Source organism: Clostridium sp. AF21-20LB (assembly GCF_003478795.1).
Lineage (GTDB): Bacteria > Bacillota > Clostridia > Lachnospirales > Lachnospiraceae > Otoolea > Otoolea fessa.
In genome coordinates, this window is record NZ_QUGD01000024.1 from 1 (window position 1) to 19165 (window position 19165).

18 protein-coding genes and 2 pseudogenes are annotated in these 19165 nt (G+C 49.4%); all 20 read right to left on the reverse strand.

Features of this window, described 5'->3' with window-relative positions:
* Positions 1–551, reverse strand: a 551-nt coding sequence (locus DWX76_RS11075; protein ID WP_182427367.1) for a translation initiation factor IF-2 N-terminal domain-containing protein, incomplete at its 3' end; no start/stop codon positions are given.
* A 73-nt stretch (positions 552–624) separates the two neighbouring features.
* Positions 625–933: a L7Ae/L30e/S12e/Gadd45 family ribosomal protein gene (locus DWX76_RS11080; RefSeq protein WP_107000578.1), complete on the reverse strand. Its 309-nt coding sequence runs from the start codon at positions 931–933 to the stop codon at positions 625–627.
* Positions 920–1146 (reverse strand): annotated as a pseudogene (locus DWX76_RS11085) (YlxR family protein). Before DWX76_RS11085 ends, DWX76_RS11080 begins: the two are co-directional and overlap by 14 nt.
* Positions 1147–1299: 153 nt before the next feature.
* Positions 1300–2490 (reverse strand): transcription termination factor NusA, encoded by a 1191-nt coding sequence (gene nusA, locus DWX76_RS11090; RefSeq protein ID WP_118524502.1) that lies wholly within the window; start codon positions 2488–2490, stop codon positions 1300–1302.
* A gap of 23 nt (positions 2491–2513) precedes the next feature.
* Positions 2514–2981: a ribosome maturation factor RimP gene (gene rimP, locus DWX76_RS11095; RefSeq protein WP_118468290.1), complete on the reverse strand. Its 468-nt coding sequence runs from the start codon at positions 2979–2981 to the stop codon at positions 2514–2516.
* Between the two features lie 135 nt (positions 2982–3116).
* On the reverse strand, positions 3117–3773 hold the full coding sequence (fsa, locus tag DWX76_RS11100) for a fructose-6-phosphate aldolase (protein WP_107000581.1): 657 nt from the start codon (positions 3771–3773) through the stop codon (positions 3117–3119).
* A gap of 119 nt (positions 3774–3892) precedes the next feature.
* A complete protein-coding gene (locus DWX76_RS11105) occupies positions 3893–4618 on the reverse strand; it encodes an L-ribulose-5-phosphate 4-epimerase (protein WP_118570686.1) in 726 nt (241 codons plus the stop codon).
* 3 nt (positions 4619–4621) lie between these two features.
* On the reverse strand, positions 4622–6229 hold the full coding sequence (locus DWX76_RS11110) for a xylulokinase (RefSeq protein WP_118570687.1): 1608 nt from the start codon (positions 6227–6229) through the stop codon (positions 4622–4624).
* Positions 6230–6390: 161 nt separating this feature from the next.
* Positions 6391–7830, reverse strand: coding sequence for an L-arabinose isomerase (gene araA, locus DWX76_RS11115; protein WP_022358939.1), 1440 nt, complete (start codon positions 7828–7830; stop codon positions 6391–6393).
* A 23-nt stretch (positions 7831–7853) separates the two neighbouring features.
* On the reverse strand, positions 7854–8966 hold the full coding sequence (locus DWX76_RS11120) for a GntR family transcriptional regulator (protein ID WP_107000585.1): 1113 nt from the start codon (positions 8964–8966) through the stop codon (positions 7854–7856).
* 32 nt (positions 8967–8998) lie between these two features.
* Positions 8999–9970: an ABC transporter permease gene (locus DWX76_RS11125; protein ID WP_107000586.1), complete on the reverse strand. Its 972-nt coding sequence runs from the start codon at positions 9968–9970 to the stop codon at positions 8999–9001.
* A 10-nt stretch (positions 9971–9980) separates the two neighbouring features.
* Complete coding sequence (locus DWX76_RS11130) at positions 9981–11207, reverse strand: sugar ABC transporter ATP-binding protein (protein ID WP_243022551.1); 1227 nt, start codon at positions 11205–11207, stop codon at positions 9981–9983.
* Positions 11208–11212: 5 nt separating this feature from the next.
* The gene (locus tag DWX76_RS14540) at positions 11213–11446 is read right to left on the reverse strand and encodes an ATP-binding cassette domain-containing protein (protein ID WP_243022552.1); all 234 of its coding nucleotides are present in this window, start codon (positions 11444–11446) and stop codon (positions 11213–11215) included.
* Between the two features lie 50 nt (positions 11447–11496).
* Entirely contained in the window at positions 11497–12468 is a 972-nt protein-coding gene (locus DWX76_RS11135; protein WP_107000588.1) for an ABC transporter permease, read from the reverse strand.
* 137 nt (positions 12469–12605) lie between these two features.
* Positions 12606–13523 carry a substrate-binding domain-containing protein gene (locus DWX76_RS11140; RefSeq protein ID WP_243022553.1) on the reverse strand — a complete coding sequence of 306 codons (918 nt, stop codon included), beginning with the start codon at positions 13521–13523 and terminating at the stop codon, positions 12606–12608.
* Positions 13496–13807 carry a hypothetical protein gene (locus DWX76_RS14545; RefSeq protein WP_243022554.1) on the reverse strand — a complete coding sequence of 104 codons (312 nt, stop codon included), beginning with the start codon at positions 13805–13807 and terminating at the stop codon, positions 13496–13498. Before DWX76_RS14545 ends, DWX76_RS11140 begins: the two co-directional genes overlap by 28 nt.
* Before the next feature lie 456 nt (positions 13808–14263).
* On the reverse strand, positions 14264–15277 hold the full coding sequence (locus DWX76_RS11145; RefSeq protein ID WP_107000590.1) for an ABC transporter permease subunit: 1014 nt from the start codon (positions 15275–15277) through the stop codon (positions 14264–14266).
* A gap of 3 nt (positions 15278–15280) precedes the next feature.
* Positions 15281–16339: an ABC transporter permease gene (locus DWX76_RS11150; RefSeq protein ID WP_118472223.1), complete on the reverse strand. Its 1059-nt coding sequence runs from the start codon at positions 16337–16339 to the stop codon at positions 15281–15283.
* Between the two features lie 2 nt (positions 16340–16341).
* Complete coding sequence (locus DWX76_RS11155; protein ID WP_118570688.1) at positions 16342–17856, reverse strand: sugar ABC transporter ATP-binding protein; 1515 nt, start codon at positions 17854–17856, stop codon at positions 16342–16344.
* 189 nt (positions 17857–18045) lie between these two features.
* Positions 18046–19103: pseudogene (locus tag DWX76_RS11160) on the reverse strand (ABC transporter substrate-binding protein).
* Positions 19104–19165 lie beyond the last annotated feature (62 nt).

The following is a 19165-nucleotide window of genomic DNA, read 5'->3' on the forward strand; positions in this document are numbered from 1 at the left end:
CCCTGATAGCCGCCGCTTCTCTGGCCGTCGCGGTTTCCCTGATAGCCGCCGCTTCTCTGGCCGTCGCGGTTTCCCTGATAGCCGCTTCTCTGTCCATCACGGTTCTCCGCTGGAGCTGCGCTCTTAGCCGGCTCTGCGGTCTGCTCTGCACTTGCTGCTGCCGGACGGCTTGCCGGTGCGCCGGTCTTGGCTGCGTTTCCTGTATTGGCCTTGCCTGCCGGACGGCTTCCTCTCTGTACGCTGTTCTGCGGACGATAAACCGCTGCAATCCGCTTTTTCGGCGGCTCAGTTGTCTTCTCCGCCTCTTTCTTCTCTGCCTCTAACGGCTCTTTCTTTATATCTTCCACTCGATTTGTTTCCGCCTTTCCTGTATCTGTCTTTGACGCTGTCGTCTGTCTCTTTGCTCCTGCAAGGAAACATCTGACTGCTTCTGCCTGTTCCTCCGTCACCTTGGAAGAATGGCTTTTTACGTCAAAATGATTTTTCTGCAGTATCTCTAAAACTTCTTTATTTGATTTGCCAATCTGTTTTGACAACTCATTAACTCTCATGTTTTGCTACCTCCGTTCCGGCACTGCCTTCCCGTTCTGCATAAGCTCCTAAAAGAGCCCGCCCAGAAAAGCGTTAATCATCTAACTTCTCTCTTAACGCCTTTGCAAAACCGGAATCCAAAACGGCCAGAGACGCTCTCATCTCTTTTCCCATCGCGTGTCCCAGCTCTTCTTTCATGCCGAACTGGTACACGGGAACCTTGTAGTATGCACATGAATTTTCAAACATCTTTTTTGTATTGTCTGACGCTTCTTCTGAAACGATCACCAGATACGCTTTTCCACTCTTGATCGCTTTCTCGGTCATGAACTCGCCGCTTGCCGTCTTACCAGCGCGCGTCGCCAGTCCCAGAAGATTCAGCACCTTTTTACGATTCTCCAAACTGCTCCATCTCCTTTTCCAGCGCCTCATAGACTTCCTTCGGAATCGCCATCTTGAGCGACCGCTCCAGTCCTTTGCTCTTTACCGCCTTTTTCCAGCAGTCCATCGAGGACAGAGGTAGGCGCCGCGTCCATTCCTACGGCCTGTCGCGTCAATCTCGATCGTATCGTCGGCTGTCTTTAAAACGCGGATCATTTCTTTTTTGCTCTTCATTTCTCCGCATCCGATGCACTGTCTGAGCGGCACTTTCTTTGCTCCCACTGTCTATCACTTCCATTTCTGTCAAATCCCGGTTCTGCTGCTTTCTTTCTGCCAAATCTGCTCGTTCCGCCCGAAATCAGCATCCCCGCACATTATCTGTCAGGATTATTCCTGCTCCGCTGCCGGCTCTTCTGTGCCCTCAGCCGTCTCATTTTCTGCTGCCTCGGCTGCGTCTTCCTCTGCCACGCTGATCAGCGGGTCATCGGTGTAGCCCTCGAAGCCTTCCTCATAACCGCTCTCAAGCTCATCTAAAAGACCGGACTCTCTTGCCTGTGTCTCGCTCTTGATATCAATCTTGAAGCCGGTCAGGCGGGCTGCCAGGCGTGCATTCTGCCCCTCTTTACCGATTGCCAGAGAAAGCTGGTAATCCGGAACGATCACCTGTGCCTCGCGTGCTTCCTCATCTGCTGCAACCAGGATAACCTTTGCCGGGCTTAACGCGTTCTCAATCAGGAATGCAGGGTTGTCATCCCAGTTGATGATATCGATCTTCTCACCGCGCAGCTCATTGACAACCGCGCTGACACGCGCGCCGTTTAAGCCGACACATGCACCGACCGGATCGACGTTCGGGTCGTTGGAGCTGACTGCCATCTTCGTACGGGAACCTGCCTCACGTGCGATCGCCTTGATCTCTACGGTACCGTCTCGGACCTCGGCAACCTCAGACTCAAAAAGGCGTTTTACCAGATCTGGATGGCTTCTGGATACGGTAATACGCGGGTCGCGCTGTGTCTCTTTTACTTCGATGACATACAGTTTGATACGCTCGGTCGGTTTGAATACCTCGCCCTTTACCTGCTCACTCTCGTTCAGGATCGTGTCGATCTTGCCTAAGTTGATGCTGATGTTGCGTCCTACATAGCGCTGTACGATACCCGTTACGATATCTTTTTCTCTGCAGTGCCACTCCTCATACAGGGCGTTGCGCTCTGCCTCACGAAGCTTCTGTAAGATAACATTCTTCGCGTTCTGAACGGCGATACGTCCAAACTCCTTGGAATTGACAGAGAACTGAACGATGTCGCCCAGCTCATACTTGCTGTTTAAGAGCTTTGCCTCTGCCAGGCTTACCTGGGTCATCGGATCCTCTACGGTCTCCACAACCTCACGCTCTGCCACGATGGAAAAATCTCCTGTTTCACGGTTGATGTTTACCTTGACATTATCTGCCCGGCCATAATTGTTTTTGTATGCTGTCAGCAGAGAATTTTCAATTGCTTCTAAAAGAACATCTTTGCTGATATTGTTTTCTTTTTCCAGCAGATTTATTGCCTCAATCAACTCTTTATTCATTTTATTTTATCTCCTCCTACCGTCTAAAAATCAAAGGCTAAACGAATCAAAGCAATCTCTGATTTTTCAAATGTACGCTCGCTGCCGTCCTCCATCGTGATTGTCACAGAATCTGCGTCATAGGACGTAAGCGTTCCTGTAAATTCCTTCTGTTTGTCGATCGCTTTATACAGGCGGATCTCCACATCTTTGCCGATGCTTCTTGCAAAATCTTTCTCTTTCTTCAGAGGACGTCCCAGTCCCGGAGAACTCACCTCCAGTATATAGCTGTCCTCGATGAAATCTTCCTTATCCAGCCATTCACCAAGCAGACGGCTGATTACCTCGCAGTCATCAACGGTAATACCGCCCTCTTTGTCAATGTAGCACCGCAGATACCAGACGCCGACCTCGCGGACATACTCCACATCAACCAGCTCAAACTGATGCTGCTCCAGAACCGGCGTGATCCACGCCTCTACCCGTGCTTCGTACTGCTCTCCCTTTGCCACACCCCCACCACCTTTCTATGAAATTAGAAAGAGTGGACTTTTTTGTCCACTCTTTCCAGTCAGTCTATTATGTTATCGTACCTAGTATAACATGCTTTTTTCGGAAGTTCAAGAGGTATTTCCTATTGTTTCTCTTTATTTACCGAATACAGCCTCATAATCTGCTTTGAATTTCTCGATACCAGCATCGGTCAGCGGGTGTTTTACCATCTGCATCAGAACCTTGAACGGAACAGTTGCGATGTCAGCACCAGCCTTCGCGCACTCGATGATGTGCATCGGATGTCTGGTGGAAGCACAGATAATCTCGGTGGAAATCTCCGGATAATTGTCAAAGATCTCTACGATATCGTAAATCAGGTCTGTACCGTTGGTGGAGATGTCATCCAGACGGCCTAAGAACGGAGAAACGTATGTAGCGCCTGCTCTTGCAGCCAGAAGTGCCTGGTTGGCAGAAAAGATCAGGGTTACGTTGGTCTTGATGCCCTCAGCGGACAGAGCTTTCACAGCCTTTAAGCCCTCGGTAGTCATCGGGATTTTAACAACCATGTTCGGATGAATCTTAGCGATCTCACGGCCCTCAGCGATCATATCCTCTGCCTTCACAGTCGTAGCCTTAACCTCACCGGAAATCGGTCCGTCTACAATGCTGGTGATCTCTTTGATAACCTCATTAAAATCACGGCCTTCTTTTGCAATCAGAGACGGGTTTGTGGTAACGCCACAGATAATACCCATATCATTCGCTTCACGGATCTCATCAACATTCGCGGTATCAATAAAAAATTTCATTTCCCATATCCTCCTAATTTTTATAAGATAGATAGCCAGTATCTCCTATATCTGCTATACATAAGTATACCATACTTGTCCCATCTATTTCCATACTTGAATCTATATTTTACAAATTGTTACTGTTCACGCATACGTGCCCAGTAACTACAATTCCCTTGTCCGTAATACGCCCCCGGGCCATGCTTGCGCAGATAATGTTTATCCTGCAGGCACTGCGGCGCTTCCTTCACATCCGGATTGATCATCTCGCAGCGCGCCGCCATCTTGGCAACCTCCTCGAGTACAACCGCGTTGTGAACCGCCTCATGCGCATCCTTGCCCCAGGTAAACGGTCCATGGTTCTTGCAGAGCACACATGGCACCGCCATCGGGTCGAGCTTCCTCTCCTCAAACAAATCTGCAATCAGCACGCCTGTGTTCCACTCATAATTCTTTAATTCTTCCTCATTTAAGTTTCTCGCGCATGGAACGGAACCATAAATATAATCTGCATGGGTCGTTCCGTAGCACGGAATGTCGCGTCCCGCCTGCGCCCAGGAAGTCGCCCACGGGCTGTGCGTGTGAACCACGCCGCCGATCTTCGGAAAACGGTTATAAAGAATCAGGTGGGTTTTTGTATCAGAGGACGGATTCAGCGTTCCCTCAACGCGGTTTCCTTCCAGATCCATGACAACCATATCATCTGGCGTCAGTTTGTCATAGTCCACGCCAGACGGTTTGATGACAAACAGCCCCTTCTCGCGGTCAATCCCGGAAACATTGCCCCAGGTAAAGGTAACCAGACCGTATTTCGGAAGCAGCATATTGGCTTCGTATACTTCTTTTTTTAATTCTTCCAGCATCGATTAAAACCTTCCTTCTACGGCGCCTCTCTCGGCAGCCAGACCATTGATATAGCTTGTCATAAACGCATTGAAGCCCTCGACATCCTTTGCATCCGGCTCCATCGTCTCCGCCTTTGCATCTGCAAATACCTGCTCATTTAAGTAATCGGACAAGCTCTGTCCCGGCTTCTTATCCTTGCGGTACGCCGCCAGAACCGCGATACCCCAGGCACCGCCCTCACCGGCTGTCTCCATAACGGATACCGGCACGTCAGCCGCTGCCGCCATGATACGCTGTCCAACACCCTTGGTCTTGAAGAATCCGCCATGACCCATCAGTTTATCCAGTGTCACGTGCTCTTCCTTGAACAGAATGTCCAGACCATATTTCAGGGTTGCCAGGGAACTGTATAAGTGGGTACGCATGAAGTTTGCCAGTCCCAGCTTGCTGTCGGGATGGCGCATAAACAGCGGGCGTCCCTCCTCGAAGTCGGTGATCGGCTCGCCGGAGAGGTAGCAGTAGGACATCAGTCCTCCGCAATCTTCATCGCCCTCAAGCGCCTTGCGGTACAGGGTTCCAAACAGGGTGTTGCGGTCTGTTTTCTGACCCATCAGCTCATAGAACTCTTCAAACAGACCTACCCAGGCATTCAGATCGGAGGTACAGTTGTTGCAGTGAACCATGCCGACCAGATGACCGTCCGGCGTAGTTACCATGTCAATCTCCTGGTGAACCGTCTCCAGAGTCTTTTCCAGAACAACCATTGCAAATACGGAAGTTCCGGCAGATACGTTACCGGTGCGGACTGCCACACTATTGGTTGCAGTCATACCGGTTCCTGCATCGCCCTCCGGCGGGCACAGCGGAATGCCAGCTTCCAGATTGCCGCTCTCATCCAGCAGCTTCGCGCCTTCCTCAGTCAGCGTTCCCGCCTCATCGCCAGCGCTCAGAACCTCCGGCAGAAGGTCGCGCAGCTTCCACGGATATCCCTTCGGAACCATCATTTCTTCGAATTTATCCAGCATTTCAGCATCATACTGTCCGGTTGCCGGGTCGATCGGGAACATACCCGAAGCATCGCCGACGCCAAGTACCTGCTTACCGGTCAGTTTCCAATGTACATATCCGGCTAAGGTGGTCAGAAAATGCACGCGGGATACATGCTCCTCGCCGTTGATTACCGCCTGATACAGGTGTGCAATACTCCATCTCTGCGGGATATTGTAGTTAAACAGATCCGTCAGGCGTCTTGCTGCCTCGGCGGTCATCGTATTTCTCCAGGTACGGAACGGAACGAGCAGTTTTCCGTCCGCATCAAATGCCATATAGCCGTGCATCATGGCGCTGACGCCCATCGCACCAACCTTTTTAAGCGTTAAACCGTATTGTTTCTTCACATCGGCAGCCAGATCCGCGTAGCAGTCCTTTAAGCCTTTCCAGATATCTTCCAGGGAATAGGTCCAGATACCATTTTCCAGACGGTTTTCCCACTCATAGCTCCCCTGCGCGATCGGCGCGGTCGTGCCGTCCGTCAAGACTGCCTTGATTCGGGTCGAACCAAATTCAATTCCGAGCGCTGTATTTCCGCTCTCTATGTCTTTCTTGATCTCTTCCGCACTGCGGCCCATATCCATCCTCCTCATTGTAGCAAAAAGCGCACCGCCGCCGGAATTTTCATCCCCTTGGCTGCGGCACGCCCCGTCATTCATAACTATTCTATTTTCACAGTTGTGGCAAAAACTTATGCAGTTACGTCTTTTTCAAAAATTTTTATCTTTCAAACGCCCTATTATTTCATAAAGAATTTCTGTAAATCAGCCTCTGTCGTATCTTCGCCGATTGTAATTAACTCGGTACCGGTCAGACGCGCGAACATAGCGATGTCATCTCTTGTCAGAGCGGTAGATACAACGGAGTGATGAGCGCCGCCTGCGTAGCACCATGCAGCCGTACCGATCTGGAAGTTCGGTTTATGACGGTACATAATTCTCGCTACCGGAAGTTTTGGCATCGGTTTCGGCTGTTTTACAAGCTCAATATCTGCACAGATGATGCGGAAATGGTCGCCCATATCTACCATCGTTACCTGGATACCATCGCCGGTCACGCCGTCAAAGATCAGTCTTGCCGGATCCTCCTTGCCGCCGATACCCAGCGGAATTACATCAATCTCCGGTTTGGTTGCTGCAAATGCCGGCGGAACCTCCAGCATATGGGAAGCTAACTCTAACTCCTGTCCCGGAGTCAGATCGTAGGTATAATCCTCGATAAATCCGGTTGCTCCCTCTTTGCCCTCGGACATCTTCATCAGGACTGCAGACAGAGCGGAAATCTTGTAATCACCCTCCGGACCAAAGCCGATGCCTTTGCCCATCAGGTTCTGTGCTGCGATACCCGGAAGCTGCTTTAAGCCGTGCAGATCCTGGAATGTATCAGCGAATGCGCCGATTCCGTTCGCGGAGAGAAATTTTTCCAGACCCACTTCATATTTAGCCTGCTCGCGGACAGAATCAATGCGGTCGGTCTTCATTGTATACTTATCGGTATACTCTTTCATCTTCGCGTCGATCTCTTCCTCGGTTACCTGGTTGATGATGTCAACCAGATCGCCCAGTGCGTAATAGTTACACTCCCAGCCGTATTTGATCTGGCTCTCTACGCGGTCGCCGTCGGTAACCGCCACCTCGCGCATATTGTTGCCGAAGGAAGCCACCTTTAAGGACTTGGAGTAGGAGATAGCCTTTGCAACGGATGCAAACTGGCGGATCTTTGCTACCACATCATCATGTTTGTAATATCCAGCTACAACCTCATGCGGAATACCCATTCTGGCAACGATGAAGCCGTACTCACGGTCGCCATGTGCGGACTGGTTCAGGTTCATGAAATCCATGTCGATCTCATCATACGGAAGCTTCTCATTTGCCTGTGTATGTAAATGAAGCAGCGGTTTTCTTAATTCCTGCAGACCCTTGATCCACATTTTTGCAGGGGAGAAGGTGTGCATCCATGTGATAACGCCGACACAGTCATCATCATTGGAAGCTTTCCGCATATCCTGAATACAGATTTCAGAAGTCTCTACGGTTGGAAGAAGTTCGATCTCTGCCAGATCGCCCACTTTTTCGTTTAAGAATGCAACCATCTGACGGCTGTCTTCTGCAACCTGTTTCAGGCATTCCTCTCCGTATAAGTCCTGGGAACCCACAATAAAGTATAACTTTTTCATTTTAATCTGCCTCCTTGTCATTTTCAATGTATATCCCGAACCGAATTTCCGTTGTTAAACATCACCGGAAACCGGTACGAATACTTCTTTTCCTGCCAATCCGAATCCTCTATCATCCGCAGAAGATTGCGCGCTGTCAGCCGCCCAAGATTGTACTTGGGATGAATCACGGACAAGATCGTGAGATCCCCCTCCTGCACCGGTCCGGCATCATCAAACGATACCAGGGAAATATCTTCCGGCACGCGCAGTCCGCGGTCCTTTAAAAAATCCATATAGCTGCCCGCTACCTCGTCGTTGTAGAGGATCATCGCGGTACAGTCCTTCGTCCGGCGGTACATCCGCTGGAGTCCTTTTTTGCTTAATTTTTCTTCCATATCCCGGGTCGAATACCAGCGGATCCAGTCCTCCTGGAAATCGATCCCGAAATCCGACAGGCACTCGATAAAGCCGCGGTAACGCTCGATCCCCTGCCAGTCATCGTATTTGAAAATACCGCCGATCCGGGTATGTCCGTTCTGTATCAAAATCCGCGTCAACTCATAGCCCGCGCGCGCATCCGACATCTCCACGCTGTCAAACGTCTCATTCTGGTAATGATTGTGAATAAACAGCGTCGGAATATTTCTCCGCCGTATCTCCTTGTAAAGCCGCAGATTCGGATTCGGGAAACTGGAACGCGTCCCCTCGATGATGAGTCCGGACACATTGCGCCCCAGCATCCCCTTGAGATACAGGGCCTCATCATTTAAGCGGTTACGCGTGACCGAAACGCTGATCTCATAACCTTCCTCCCGCAGGACGGACTCGATTCCCTCGTACACCTGCGGAAACAGGTAATCTGAAAAATAACTGAGAATCAGTCCGATGCGGGGACGTTCTTCCTTATCCTTCTCCGGCGCATAGGAAACGTATGTGCCGCTTCCCTTGACCCGGGCAATCAGCCCGTCCTGCTCCAGGCGGTCGAGCGCGTTGCGGACCGTCTGGCGGGAGTATCCAAATTTATTCTGGAGCATATGCTCGGATGGAAACTTGTCCATATTCCGGAGCACCCCGCTCATAATCAGCGTCCGACCCCAGTTGTAGAGCTTCTGATATTTAAGTCCACCCTGATTCCGGCTGCTGTTCTCCCTCATACTGTAACCTCCAGATGTCGCTTTTGTCTGTCCTATTTGATAACCTGCAGAGACTGACGGTCTGCGAATACAGCTACGAATATCAGGAATACAACACCCTGGATGAGCTGCATCATCTGTGTGGTAAAGCCCATCATCGTCAGACCACTGTTCAGGACGATGTACAGAAGAGAACCAACGATGATATTCTCAAAACGTACCTTCGCACCACCGGAAATCGGCATACCGCCCAGTACCAGTGCAATCAGGATCTGGGTCTCAAGCTGGTTACCACCGGAAGAAGTAACCGAACCAACCTTGATAACATTGATAAATGCGGCAAATCCTGTGATCGCACCTGCCAGTGTGTAGATAAGGAACTTCATGCGGTCGGTACGGATGCCGGAGAACATCGCTGCTTTCTCACCTGCTCCGATCGCCTTTAAATAAGTACCAAACTTGGTAAAGCGGAATAAAATAAATCCGATAATCAGGACCACCAACGTACAAGCCAGCTTTAATTCAGTGCTGTCGAAGTTGATTAACATCGCAGAGCCGGCTACCGGCGCGTTGGTCGTCAGATATTTGATAAATCCACGGAATAAGAACATCGTACAAATCGTAACGATGAAGGATTTAATCTTGCGGTATACATAGAAGTAACCGTTGATGGCACCGATCGCTGCACCAACCGCGATACCTGCCACAATCGCTAGTGGAATGCTGGTCTTGGAAACCATGCAGACAACAATCGATGCAATACCAAGGATGGAACCCTGGGAGAAATCCAGACCGCCCATCGTCATGATAAAGAATACGCCGGTTGCCGAAATCATAGTGACATACACCTGGGAAAGTACCAGAGGAAGGTTATTCATCATCCGGAAATTCGTCAGGGCATTGAACATAAGAAAGATAATAATCAGTCCCGCAATCGGCAGAAGCGAACGGATCATCGTCATTTTTGATAACTTTTTGAGCTGCTGCTCTTTATTTTCCGTACTTGTCTTAACTTGATTCTCCATTGCATCCTCCTTATACCATCATCGTGATCAGGCTGTTCTCATCCATCGCCTCATCACGTTCCAGCTCACCGCTGATCTTGCCGTCCTTCATGATAATGATGCGGTCGCACATACCAATCAGCTCCATCAGCTCCTCGGAAATCATGATAATCGATTTTCCATTCTTTCTCATCTGGTTCATTAACTGGTAAATGTCCTGTTTAACCTTAATATCAATACCACGGGTCGGACTGTCGAGAACGACAATATCGGAATCTTTTCCAATCCATCTTGCCAGAACGACCTTCTGCTTATTACCACCAGAAAGCTCCGAAACAAACTGGTTTACGTTTACCATCTTAACGGACATCTGTTTTGCAAACTGGTTGGAAAATTCTCTTAATTTCTTATCGCTCAACAGGTGAATCTTGTTTGCCAGCGAATCCAGGGACGGCAGGCAGATGTTGTCGCCAATGCTCTGGTTTAAAACGACCGACTCATTATCACGATCCTTCGATGTATACGCGATGCTGTGCTTGATCGCGCTCGGGATATCGTTAATCTGCGTTCCGTCTGCCAGCTCTACCGTACCGGTTCTGTCATAGGATGCGCCAAAGATTGCTTTGCCGATCTCATGCATACCGGACTCAGACAGACCGCCAAAGCCAAGGATCTCGCCCTTGTGAAGTTCAAAACTGACATCCTCGATGAGTCCCGGAACCGTCACGTTCTTAACAGAAAGAACGACTTCATCTGATACTTTCTCACCGTAATCTGCACGGTAATAATCACCTGTTACCTCACGGCCTACCATCAGACGTTTCAGATCGTCCTCGGTCACATCCTTGCTCTTGACGGTATCAATGTAAACGCCGTCGCGCAGGATCGTGATGGTATCTGACTTCTCCAGAATCTCCGGAAGGTCATGGGAGATAAAGATGACTGTGTTGCCGCTCTCACGGATGCGGTTCATGTGTTTGTAAAGTTCTTCACGGCCTTCCTGGGAAAGTGCCGTGGTCGTCTCATCAATGACAACAATCTTCGGATTGAAGTAGGTCGCCTTTACGATCTCGACCAGCTTCCGGTCCTCGAAATTGTAGTTGTCGATAATGTCTGCCGCCTTGATACGCTCGAAGCCGTACTGTTTCAGAAGCTCCGTCGCCTTTTTATTCATGGCATTTGTATTTTTAATTCCCATATGTACGAACTGATCTTCGTGTCCCAGGAATATATTTTCCGCTACTGTAAGTCCTGACAAGGTTCCTAACTCCTGTACGATGATAGAACACCCTCGTTGTTGGCTTCTACCTGATTCTTCGGATGAATCTCTTTCCCATCCAGAATGAAGGTACCGCTTCCGATACTGTAGATGCCGGTCAGCATGTTGGTCAGCGTCGATTTACCGGAACCATTCTCTCCGATCAGCGCGTGAACCTCGCCTTTATTGACATTAAAAGACACATTCTGAACTGCCTTCGTGATACCGAGGACTTGCAAAGATTTTTTACCTGTAATCTTACCTCGCTCATTGCATTTCCTCCCTCGATTTACTTGACAATCTCGCCTTTTTCCGCTTTTGTGGTCAGCGTGATTATGATTAACAGTGCCAGACCTGTGATAACGTCCTGAATTGCTGTCGGTGCGCCCATCGCGATGAAACCAAAGAAAATAATGTTGATAACGAACTCTCCGATGACAATCGCCTGCAGCGGCATACCATATTTCTTAAATGCCAGACCGAAGAAGCATCCCATCGTCGGAACGAAGTTACGGCTCATCGACGCCATACCGGTTACCGCTACCATAGAGGAACCATAGCTGATCGTCAAAATAGCCATAACACCTAAAAATGCGCCGCTCAAAATAAATGCAAGCACTTTGTACTTATTGACATTGATACCCATGTTTTTCGCTACGAACTCGTTGCTGCCGATCGCATATGTATAAGTCCCAATCTTTGTATAATTTAAGAAAATGTAAGCTGCCACACATGCCAGAAGTGCCAGAATAATGTTCCAGGGCATCTGTCCGAATGCACGGAGGTTGGACGGAAGCGTCTGCTCCACGCCGCCTGCGATGTAGTTGGCAACCGACTCATAGATAAGAGCCAGACCCGTCGTTACAATCATGGACGGGATACGGAGTTTTACATAAAAAACACCGTTTAAAAGTCCGACAATCGTACCAGTCAGCACGCTGCCGATGATAAGACCGGCATATCCCATGCCGAAACGAGAGGCAAATACACAGCCTACAATCGCTGAAAGCATGATGTTCGCGCCGATGGAGAAATCGAACATACCCATAACCATAACAAAGTAAAAACCAACAGCGCCAACCGTCGCGATCAGGCTGGCCTGAAAATAACTCAGCATATTGGCCGGAGAACCAAAATTGCCCGGCGTCAAAGCTTTAAAAATCGCCCAGGAAAGCACTACCAAACCCACCAGGATGATATAACCCTTGGCAGTTCCCGAAAGTTTTTTCTTTCCGGTTGTTTCAACAACAGAAGAACCCATATTTTATACCTCATTCATAACTGCTCAGTTTCTTTTTTCTTTTAAAGAAAAGACCGGCATCGCGCCGTGCGATACCGGCCTTTTCTATTACATTCAGCCTCTTAAAATTCTATAATTTGAATCAGTTTCTGAACTAATTAGTTGCCTGCTCTCTGTGCAGCATCCTCGATGGAGATACCAGCTGCAGTTGCTTTCAGGTCATCCAGGCTAAGCTCGGACATAGCTACCAGTTCCTCATCGGTGTATGGAAGCTGATCTACGAAGTACTGCTCATATGCTTTGTAGTCGTCCGGAGAAGATACATACAGATACGGGAACGGAACATCCTCGAAGTTGCCCTCGATACCTGTGTAGTTGCCCTTGATTGCGTTGTAAACCATCATGAAAGCGATAAGCGGATCGCAGTAATGTCCACCGGACTCACCGGCCATAGAACCATTTTCAAGTCTCTCGCCCAGATCCGGAAGGAAGTCTGTGGAAACGATGTCGATATCCTGAGTCTTGCCTGCACGCTCAACTGCTGCGATAGCGCCCTGAAGCGGGTCACCGCCGCCGCCTGCCGGAATCAGTGCATCCAGAGTCGGATCTGCGGACATCAGAGCCTCTGCTGCCTTGGAACCACCCTCAGAAGAAGTACCTGCGTACTGCGGCTCAGACAGTTTTGCCTGATCATCCGGATGCTCTGCGTTCCACTTCTCAACACCAGCTTTGTAGCCTTCCCATCTGCCAAGCCAGGTAGCGTCGCCCTGCTCCCAGCCGATCAGACCGATGTTTCTGTCGCCCTTGTCCAGAAGAATCTGAACTAATTTTTCACCGTTCTCCGGCTCGTTCTCATGAACAGCGCCGATGTAGTACGGTGATGCGGTTGCTAAATCATAGATATCCTTGCTGTTCTCCTGGCTGATAACACGGAAGAACTGTGCCAGATATACTTTATTGTCATTACATGTCTTAATAGCGGATGTCATCTCTGTATCAGAAGAGTTGCAGATGATGATACCCTGGCATCCTGCTGCTGCTAACTGCTCTACGGATGCGGTAACTTTCTCCGACACATGACCCTGGTCAACATACTGAACCTGAACGCCAGAGCCTTTGCTGCCTCGTCGATGATCAGCTTACACTGGGAACCAAGTACATCGGTGGAGGACCAGATGGAAACACCGATCTTAATGTCTTTGTTGTCGATCGTCGAAGCTGCTGCCTCGCTTCCTTCTGCTGCAGAAGCATCTGCTGCCTGTGTCGCATTTGCTGCTCCAGAGCCGCCGCATGCGGTCATGCTCACTGCCATCGCTGCTGCTGTCATGGATGCAGCGGCACGTTTGAACATTTTTTTCATTCTAACTACCTCCCATAAAATTTTCTTTGCAAGCGGCACCCCAGCCGCACTGCTTTGTTGCTTTTCACAACTTTTAGTAACTTTATTATAACAATCCAGGACAAATTGTGCAAGTAAATACAAGAGCATTTTTTCATAAAGTTGTATTTTATTTTGTATATTGTTATAAATTTAACGCCTGATTTTGACATCATTTTAGCAGAAATACAAATGATGCATAAATTAAAGCGGCTGTTTTCGCTAAATATTTATGCATCATGTATAGGTTTGCTGATTTCCTCTCGAATTATGTCGAATCAAGAGAATACAGCTTTATATTGTTTCTAATATGTACTGTACTTTTTTCAGATGTCTTCTCTCTCTTTGCATGGATATTTCCCGTCATTTTGACTGTTCTATCTTGATGCTGTCATACCAGACATTCATGCCGGTTTGTCTGTCTCCGGAAGAGAATTTCTACTTTTTCTTCTTTACCATCGCAAGGATCGACTGAAGCACGATGAAGAAGCATAAAAGCGCCGCGATCGTGATACGGGTCCACCAGGAAGAAAGTGTTCCCTGGAAAGTGATAAATGCCTCGATCGTCGCCTTGATAAGGACGCCAAACAGAGTTCCGAATACATTACCGACGCCGCCGGTCAAGAGCGTGCCGCCGATAACAGAGGAAGCTATCGCATCCATCTCGAAGCCCTTTGCCTGCTCAACGAAGCCGCCCAGCGTATTCAGACAGAAAAGGACACTGCCGACGCCGCAAAGGAAACCGTCCAGGATATAGGCTTTCAGTTTTACCCGGCGCACATTCAAGCCCATCATCAGCGCTGACTGCTCGTTGCCGCCGATCGCATAAATGCTGCGTCCAAATTTCGTATATTTCAGCATGATAAATGCCAGAACCAGAAGAACCAGCGCAATCACAACCGTCGGATAGATATATGGATAAATCATCATGCCTTTTTTGTTGAGATAGCCGCCGAACGGAATATAAAGTTTCATCTTCGCCCATGCCATGAAAGTTTCATTCGTAATACTGATCATGTCCTTGGAAATGATCGCAGTCATGCCGCGGGCAAAGAACATACCCGCCAGGGTAACAATGAATGGCTGGATATCCATGTAGGCAACCAGGAATCCCTGTACCAGACCAAAGACAATCCCGGTCACCAGCACGATGAGAACCGCCGGAACCGCACCGATACCGCCTTTTTCCATCATCCATGCCAACATCATACAGCCCATCGCCACGAAGGAACCGACGCTGATATCGATACCGCCGGTGATCATGACGATCGTCATGCCGATACCGATGACAATCAGACCCGCATTGGAAATAAAGAGGTTTAAGAAGTTCTGTGTCTTGGCAAAGCCCTGTGCATTAAAGAGCACGCAGCCGATCGCGTACATCACGAAGAACAGCAGGATCGTGACAAGAAGCAGGAACGTGTTCTGATTTAATCTCTTCTTTTCTTTCATGATTTATGCCGCCTCCTTTCCTGCCGCGCCCAGTTCTTTTTTCTGTGCCAGGGATTTTCTCCATCTAGCAAATCCCGGTGACTGGAGTGCTACGATGATGACAACCACGATCGCCTTGTAAACCGGAACCTGATCCGAGGATACGTGCATCGCATACAGGGTGGTCGTCAGCGCCTGAATTGTATACGCGCCGATGACGGAACCTGCCAGCGAGAATTTACCGCCGCCGAGGGAGTTTCCGCCGATGGCAACTGCCAGGATCGCATCCAGTTCCATATTAAGACCGATGTTATTCGCATCCGCCGAGTAGATACGGCTGGAAGCAATCAGACCGGAAAGACCGGAACAGAGTCCACAGTACGCGTAGGTGAGGAAAATAATCATAACCGACTTGATGCCGACAAGCTGGGACGCCCGTTTATTGATACCGACCGACTGGATGTACATACCCAGTGCCGTTTTCTTCAAGAGTAATGAAGTCAGCGCCACAACGACGACCGCCACGATAAACGGGGTCGGAACCGGGAATCCCGGAAGGGAAGCGCCCAGGGTACGGTAGCTGTCCACGCGCACGTATGTGATCTGTCCATCCGTGATCAGCTGGGCGATACCGCGCCCGGCGGTAAACATGATAAGAGTCGCTACCATCGGCTGGATGTTTAACTTTGCAACCAGAAAACCGTTGAAGCAGCCAATCGCCGCGCCGACGATGAGCGCTGCCAGGAAGCCAAGAATCAGCGGATTGGCATATGCAGTTGCTGCGCGCTCGCCGCCGGTTAAGAGGTTGCAGCAGACTGCCGCACTGACCGCCATGATCGCGCCGACGGAAATATCTGTTCCAGCGGAGGACGATACGACAAGCGTCATGCCGACTGCCAGAATCACCAGCTCTGACGCACGGTTGATGATATCGATTAAGTATCCGTAGAGAACGCCGTTCCGCACCTCGATCGCGAAGAAGTTCGGCGTCGTGACGATATTTACCAGCAATACCAGCGCAAGGCAGAAAATCGGGAGAAACAGCCTCTGCGAGGTAATTTTTTTGAACGTCATATTTTTCATAGCTACTGTCCTCCTGCAATGGTTGACATAATGTTGGACTGGTTCATCTCATCCTCGGAAAGTTCTCCTACCTTTGCACCATCGCGCATAACGACCATGCGGTCGCAGGTACGGAGCATCTCCTCGATCTCGGAAGAAATAAACACGACTGCCATGCCCTGTTCTGCCAGTTTTACGACCAGTTTCTGAATCTCTGTCTTGGTTCCGACGTCGATACCACGGGTCGGCTCGTCCAGAATCAGGAAATCCGGGTTTGTCAGAAGCCAGCGCCCGATGATTACCTTCTGCTGGTTGCCGCCGGAGAGTGATTTGATCGGTGTCTCACGGCTGGCGGTCTTAATCTGCAGCATATCAATGTATTTATCGGTAAATTCTTCCTGCTGCTTGCGGCTGAGCAGGTGGAACATACCGCGTTTTGCCTGAAGTGCCATGATCAGGTTCTCACGCACGGATAGATCCGCGATGATACCCTCGTTTTTCCGATCCTCCGGCAGATATGCCATGCCGGCATTCATCGAAATCAGCGGGTGGCGCGCCGCGATCGGTCTTCCCTTGACGCTCAGCTCGCCCTCATCCGGCTTTTCCGCTCCATAGAGAACACGGACCGTCTCAGAACGTCCCGAACCCAGAAGCCCGGTAAATCCGACGACTTCACCCTTGTGAATCACCAGATCAAACGGTTTTATGTATCCTTTCTTTCCGAGTCCCACCGCCTTGATGACGATGTCCGCTTCGCCGTGTTTCTCCTCACTCTTGGAATCCTTGATCGCTGCCAGATCATCGAAATCCTTTCCCATCATCTTGGCAACCAGCTGGACTCTCGGAAGCTCCGCCGTCGTAAATTGTCCTACCAGCTGCCCATTCCGAAGAACAGTGATCTTATCGCAGACTGCATACACCTGCTCCAGGAAATGGGTAACGAATATGATGCCGACGCCTTCAGATTTCAGGCGGCGCATCAGATTAAAGAGCTTTTCTACCTCCCCATCATCGAGAGATGAAGTCGGCTCATCAAGAATCAATACCTTTGCCGACATATCGACTGCACGGGCGATCGCTACCATCTGCTGAATTGCAATCGAATAATTGTCGATCGTCTGTGTTACATCTGCATGTATGTCAAGGTCCTGCAGCAGTTTGCTGGCCTTTTTATTCATTGTTTTCCAGTCAATCAATCCGCCTTTTCGCGGTTCGCGTCCGATAAACAGATTCTCTGCAACCGTCAGGTTCGGACAGAGATTGACTTCCTGATACACGGTGCTGATGCCCCGGTTCTGTGCCTCCTGCGGGCTGCGGTTGATGATCGCATGATCGCAGCCGTCTATCATGATTTCCCCTGTTTCAAACTCCTCTACACCCGTCAGGACTTTGATCAGCGTGGATTTTCCTGCGCCATTTTCCCCCATCAGGGCATGAATTTCGCCTTTTTTTAAGGTAAAATCCACATTCTGCAGAGCTTTTACACCCGGGAATGTCTTATAAATATGCCTCATCTCAAGAACGGAATCCTTTTCCATAAAAGCTTTGCCTCCTTATTTTTTGAAAAAGAAAGCGCAGGGACGGAAACCTAAGCCTCCAGCCCCGCGCCTCCTGATTGTCAAGTGCCTGCCGTCCGCCGAAACCTCCGGTCTGACACTCATTCACTTACGGTCAAAAGCGATTGCCTGTCCGATTATTTACATTTAAAAATACCATTCAAAATCGAATTAGTAAGCTCTTGTCTTTAAGATTTCTTCCAGATCCATGCTTGTATCGAAGTATGCTTCGTCTACGTACTGAATCTTCTCAACCTCTTCGCCTTTTTCCAGCTTCTGGATGATTTCAGCTACACGCGGACCATGAAGCGGGTTGCACTCGAGGTTGCGTTTAAGTCACCAGCGATCATGGACTCGAAAGCTGCCTTTACAGAGTCAAAACTTACAACGATGATGTCGCCGTCCGGACCACAGGTCTTGCCAGCTGCCTTGATAGCATCGATGGCGCCAAATGCCTCGTTATCATTCTCACAGATAACAACGTCGATGTCATCATAGCTCTTTAAGAAGGACTCCATAACTTCCTGTCCTTTTGCCTGTGTGAACTCACCAGACTGTCTGTCAAGCATCTTCCAGTTGGAGTGCTCTTTCAGCTTGTTGTCCATACCTTCTGTACGGCCAACCTGTGCGGATGCACCGATGGTACCCTGAATGGTAACCATGTTGATCTCTTCGTCTCCGCGTCCCTGTTTGTCTAAGTAATCAGCCAGCCATTCGCCGCAGGTCTCGCCTTCTTTTACGAAGTTTCCGCCTACCCATGCCTCATACAGGCTGTCATCGGAAAGCTGCATCTGACGGTCAGAAAGGATAACCGGGATACCAGCCTCTTTTGCTTCTTCCAGAACGGTCTCCCAGCCAGTCTCAACAACCGGAGCAACTACGATGTAGTCAACACCCTGCTGGATGAAAGAACGGATTGCCTTAATCTGATTTTCCTGTTTCTGCTGTGCATCGTCGAAAATCAGTTTGTAACCATTTTCCTCAGTAAATGTAGATTTGAAAGATTCGGTGTTGGCTGTTCTCCAGTCAGACTCAGCACCAACCTGTGCATAACCTACGGTAATCAGATCGCCGTCTGCTGCCGCTTCTTTCTCTTCGCCCTCTTCTGCTGCCTCTGTATCAGCCGGAGCTGCTGCCTCCGTCTCTTTCTCAGCCGGATTGCTTGTACAAGCGGTCATGGATAACGCCATTGCTGCTGCTAAAGCTGCGGACACTAATCTTTTTCTCATACTGTTTCCTCCTTATAAGACCCAATATATTTGTTTTTGCGTATTTATTATAACAAAGTACC

Excerpts from the sequence above, each read along its gene's own strand:
- DWX76_RS11105 (WP_118570686.1), bottom strand. The coding sequence starts at position 4,618 with ATGCTGGAAGAATTAAAAAAAGAAGTATACGAAGCCAATATGCTGCTT.
- DWX76_RS11120 (WP_107000585.1), bottom strand. The coding sequence starts at position 8,966 with ATGAGGGAGAACAGCAGCCGGAATCAGGGTGGACTTAAATATCAGAAG.
- DWX76_RS11145 (WP_107000590.1), bottom strand. The coding sequence starts at position 15,277 with ATGAAAGAAAAGAAGAGATTAAATCAGAACACGTTCCTGCTTCTTGTC.
- DWX76_RS14545 (WP_243022554.1), bottom strand. The coding sequence starts at position 13,807 with ATGAAAAAAATGTTCAAACGTGCCGCTGCATCCATGACAGCAGCAGCG.
- nusA (WP_118524502.1), bottom strand. The coding sequence starts at position 2,490 with ATGAATAAAGAGTTGATTGAGGCAATAAATCTGCTGGAAAAAGAAAAC.
- DWX76_RS11150 (WP_118472223.1), bottom strand. The coding sequence starts at position 16,339 with ATGAAAAATATGACGTTCAAAAAAATTACCTCGCAGAGGCTGTTTCTC.
- DWX76_RS11155 (WP_118570688.1), bottom strand. The coding sequence starts at position 17,856 with ATGGAAAAGGATTCCGTTCTTGAGATGAGGCATATTTATAAGACATTC.
- fsa (WP_107000581.1), bottom strand. The coding sequence starts at position 3,773 with ATGAAATTTTTTATTGATACCGCGAATGTTGATGAGATCCGTGAAGCG.
- DWX76_RS11135 (WP_107000588.1), bottom strand. The coding sequence starts at position 12,468 with ATGGGTTCTTCTGTTGTTGAAACAACCGGAAAGAAAAAACTTTCGGGA.
- DWX76_RS11125 (WP_107000586.1), bottom strand. The coding sequence starts at position 9,970 with ATGGAGAATCAAGTTAAGACAAGTACGGAAAATAAAGAGCAGCAGCTC.
- araA (WP_022358939.1), bottom strand. The coding sequence starts at position 7,830 with ATGAAAAAGTTATACTTTATTGTGGGTTCCCAGGACTTATACGGAGAG.
- DWX76_RS11110 (WP_118570687.1), bottom strand. The coding sequence starts at position 6,229 with ATGGGCCGCAGTGCGGAAGAGATCAAGAAAGACATAGAGAGCGGAAAT.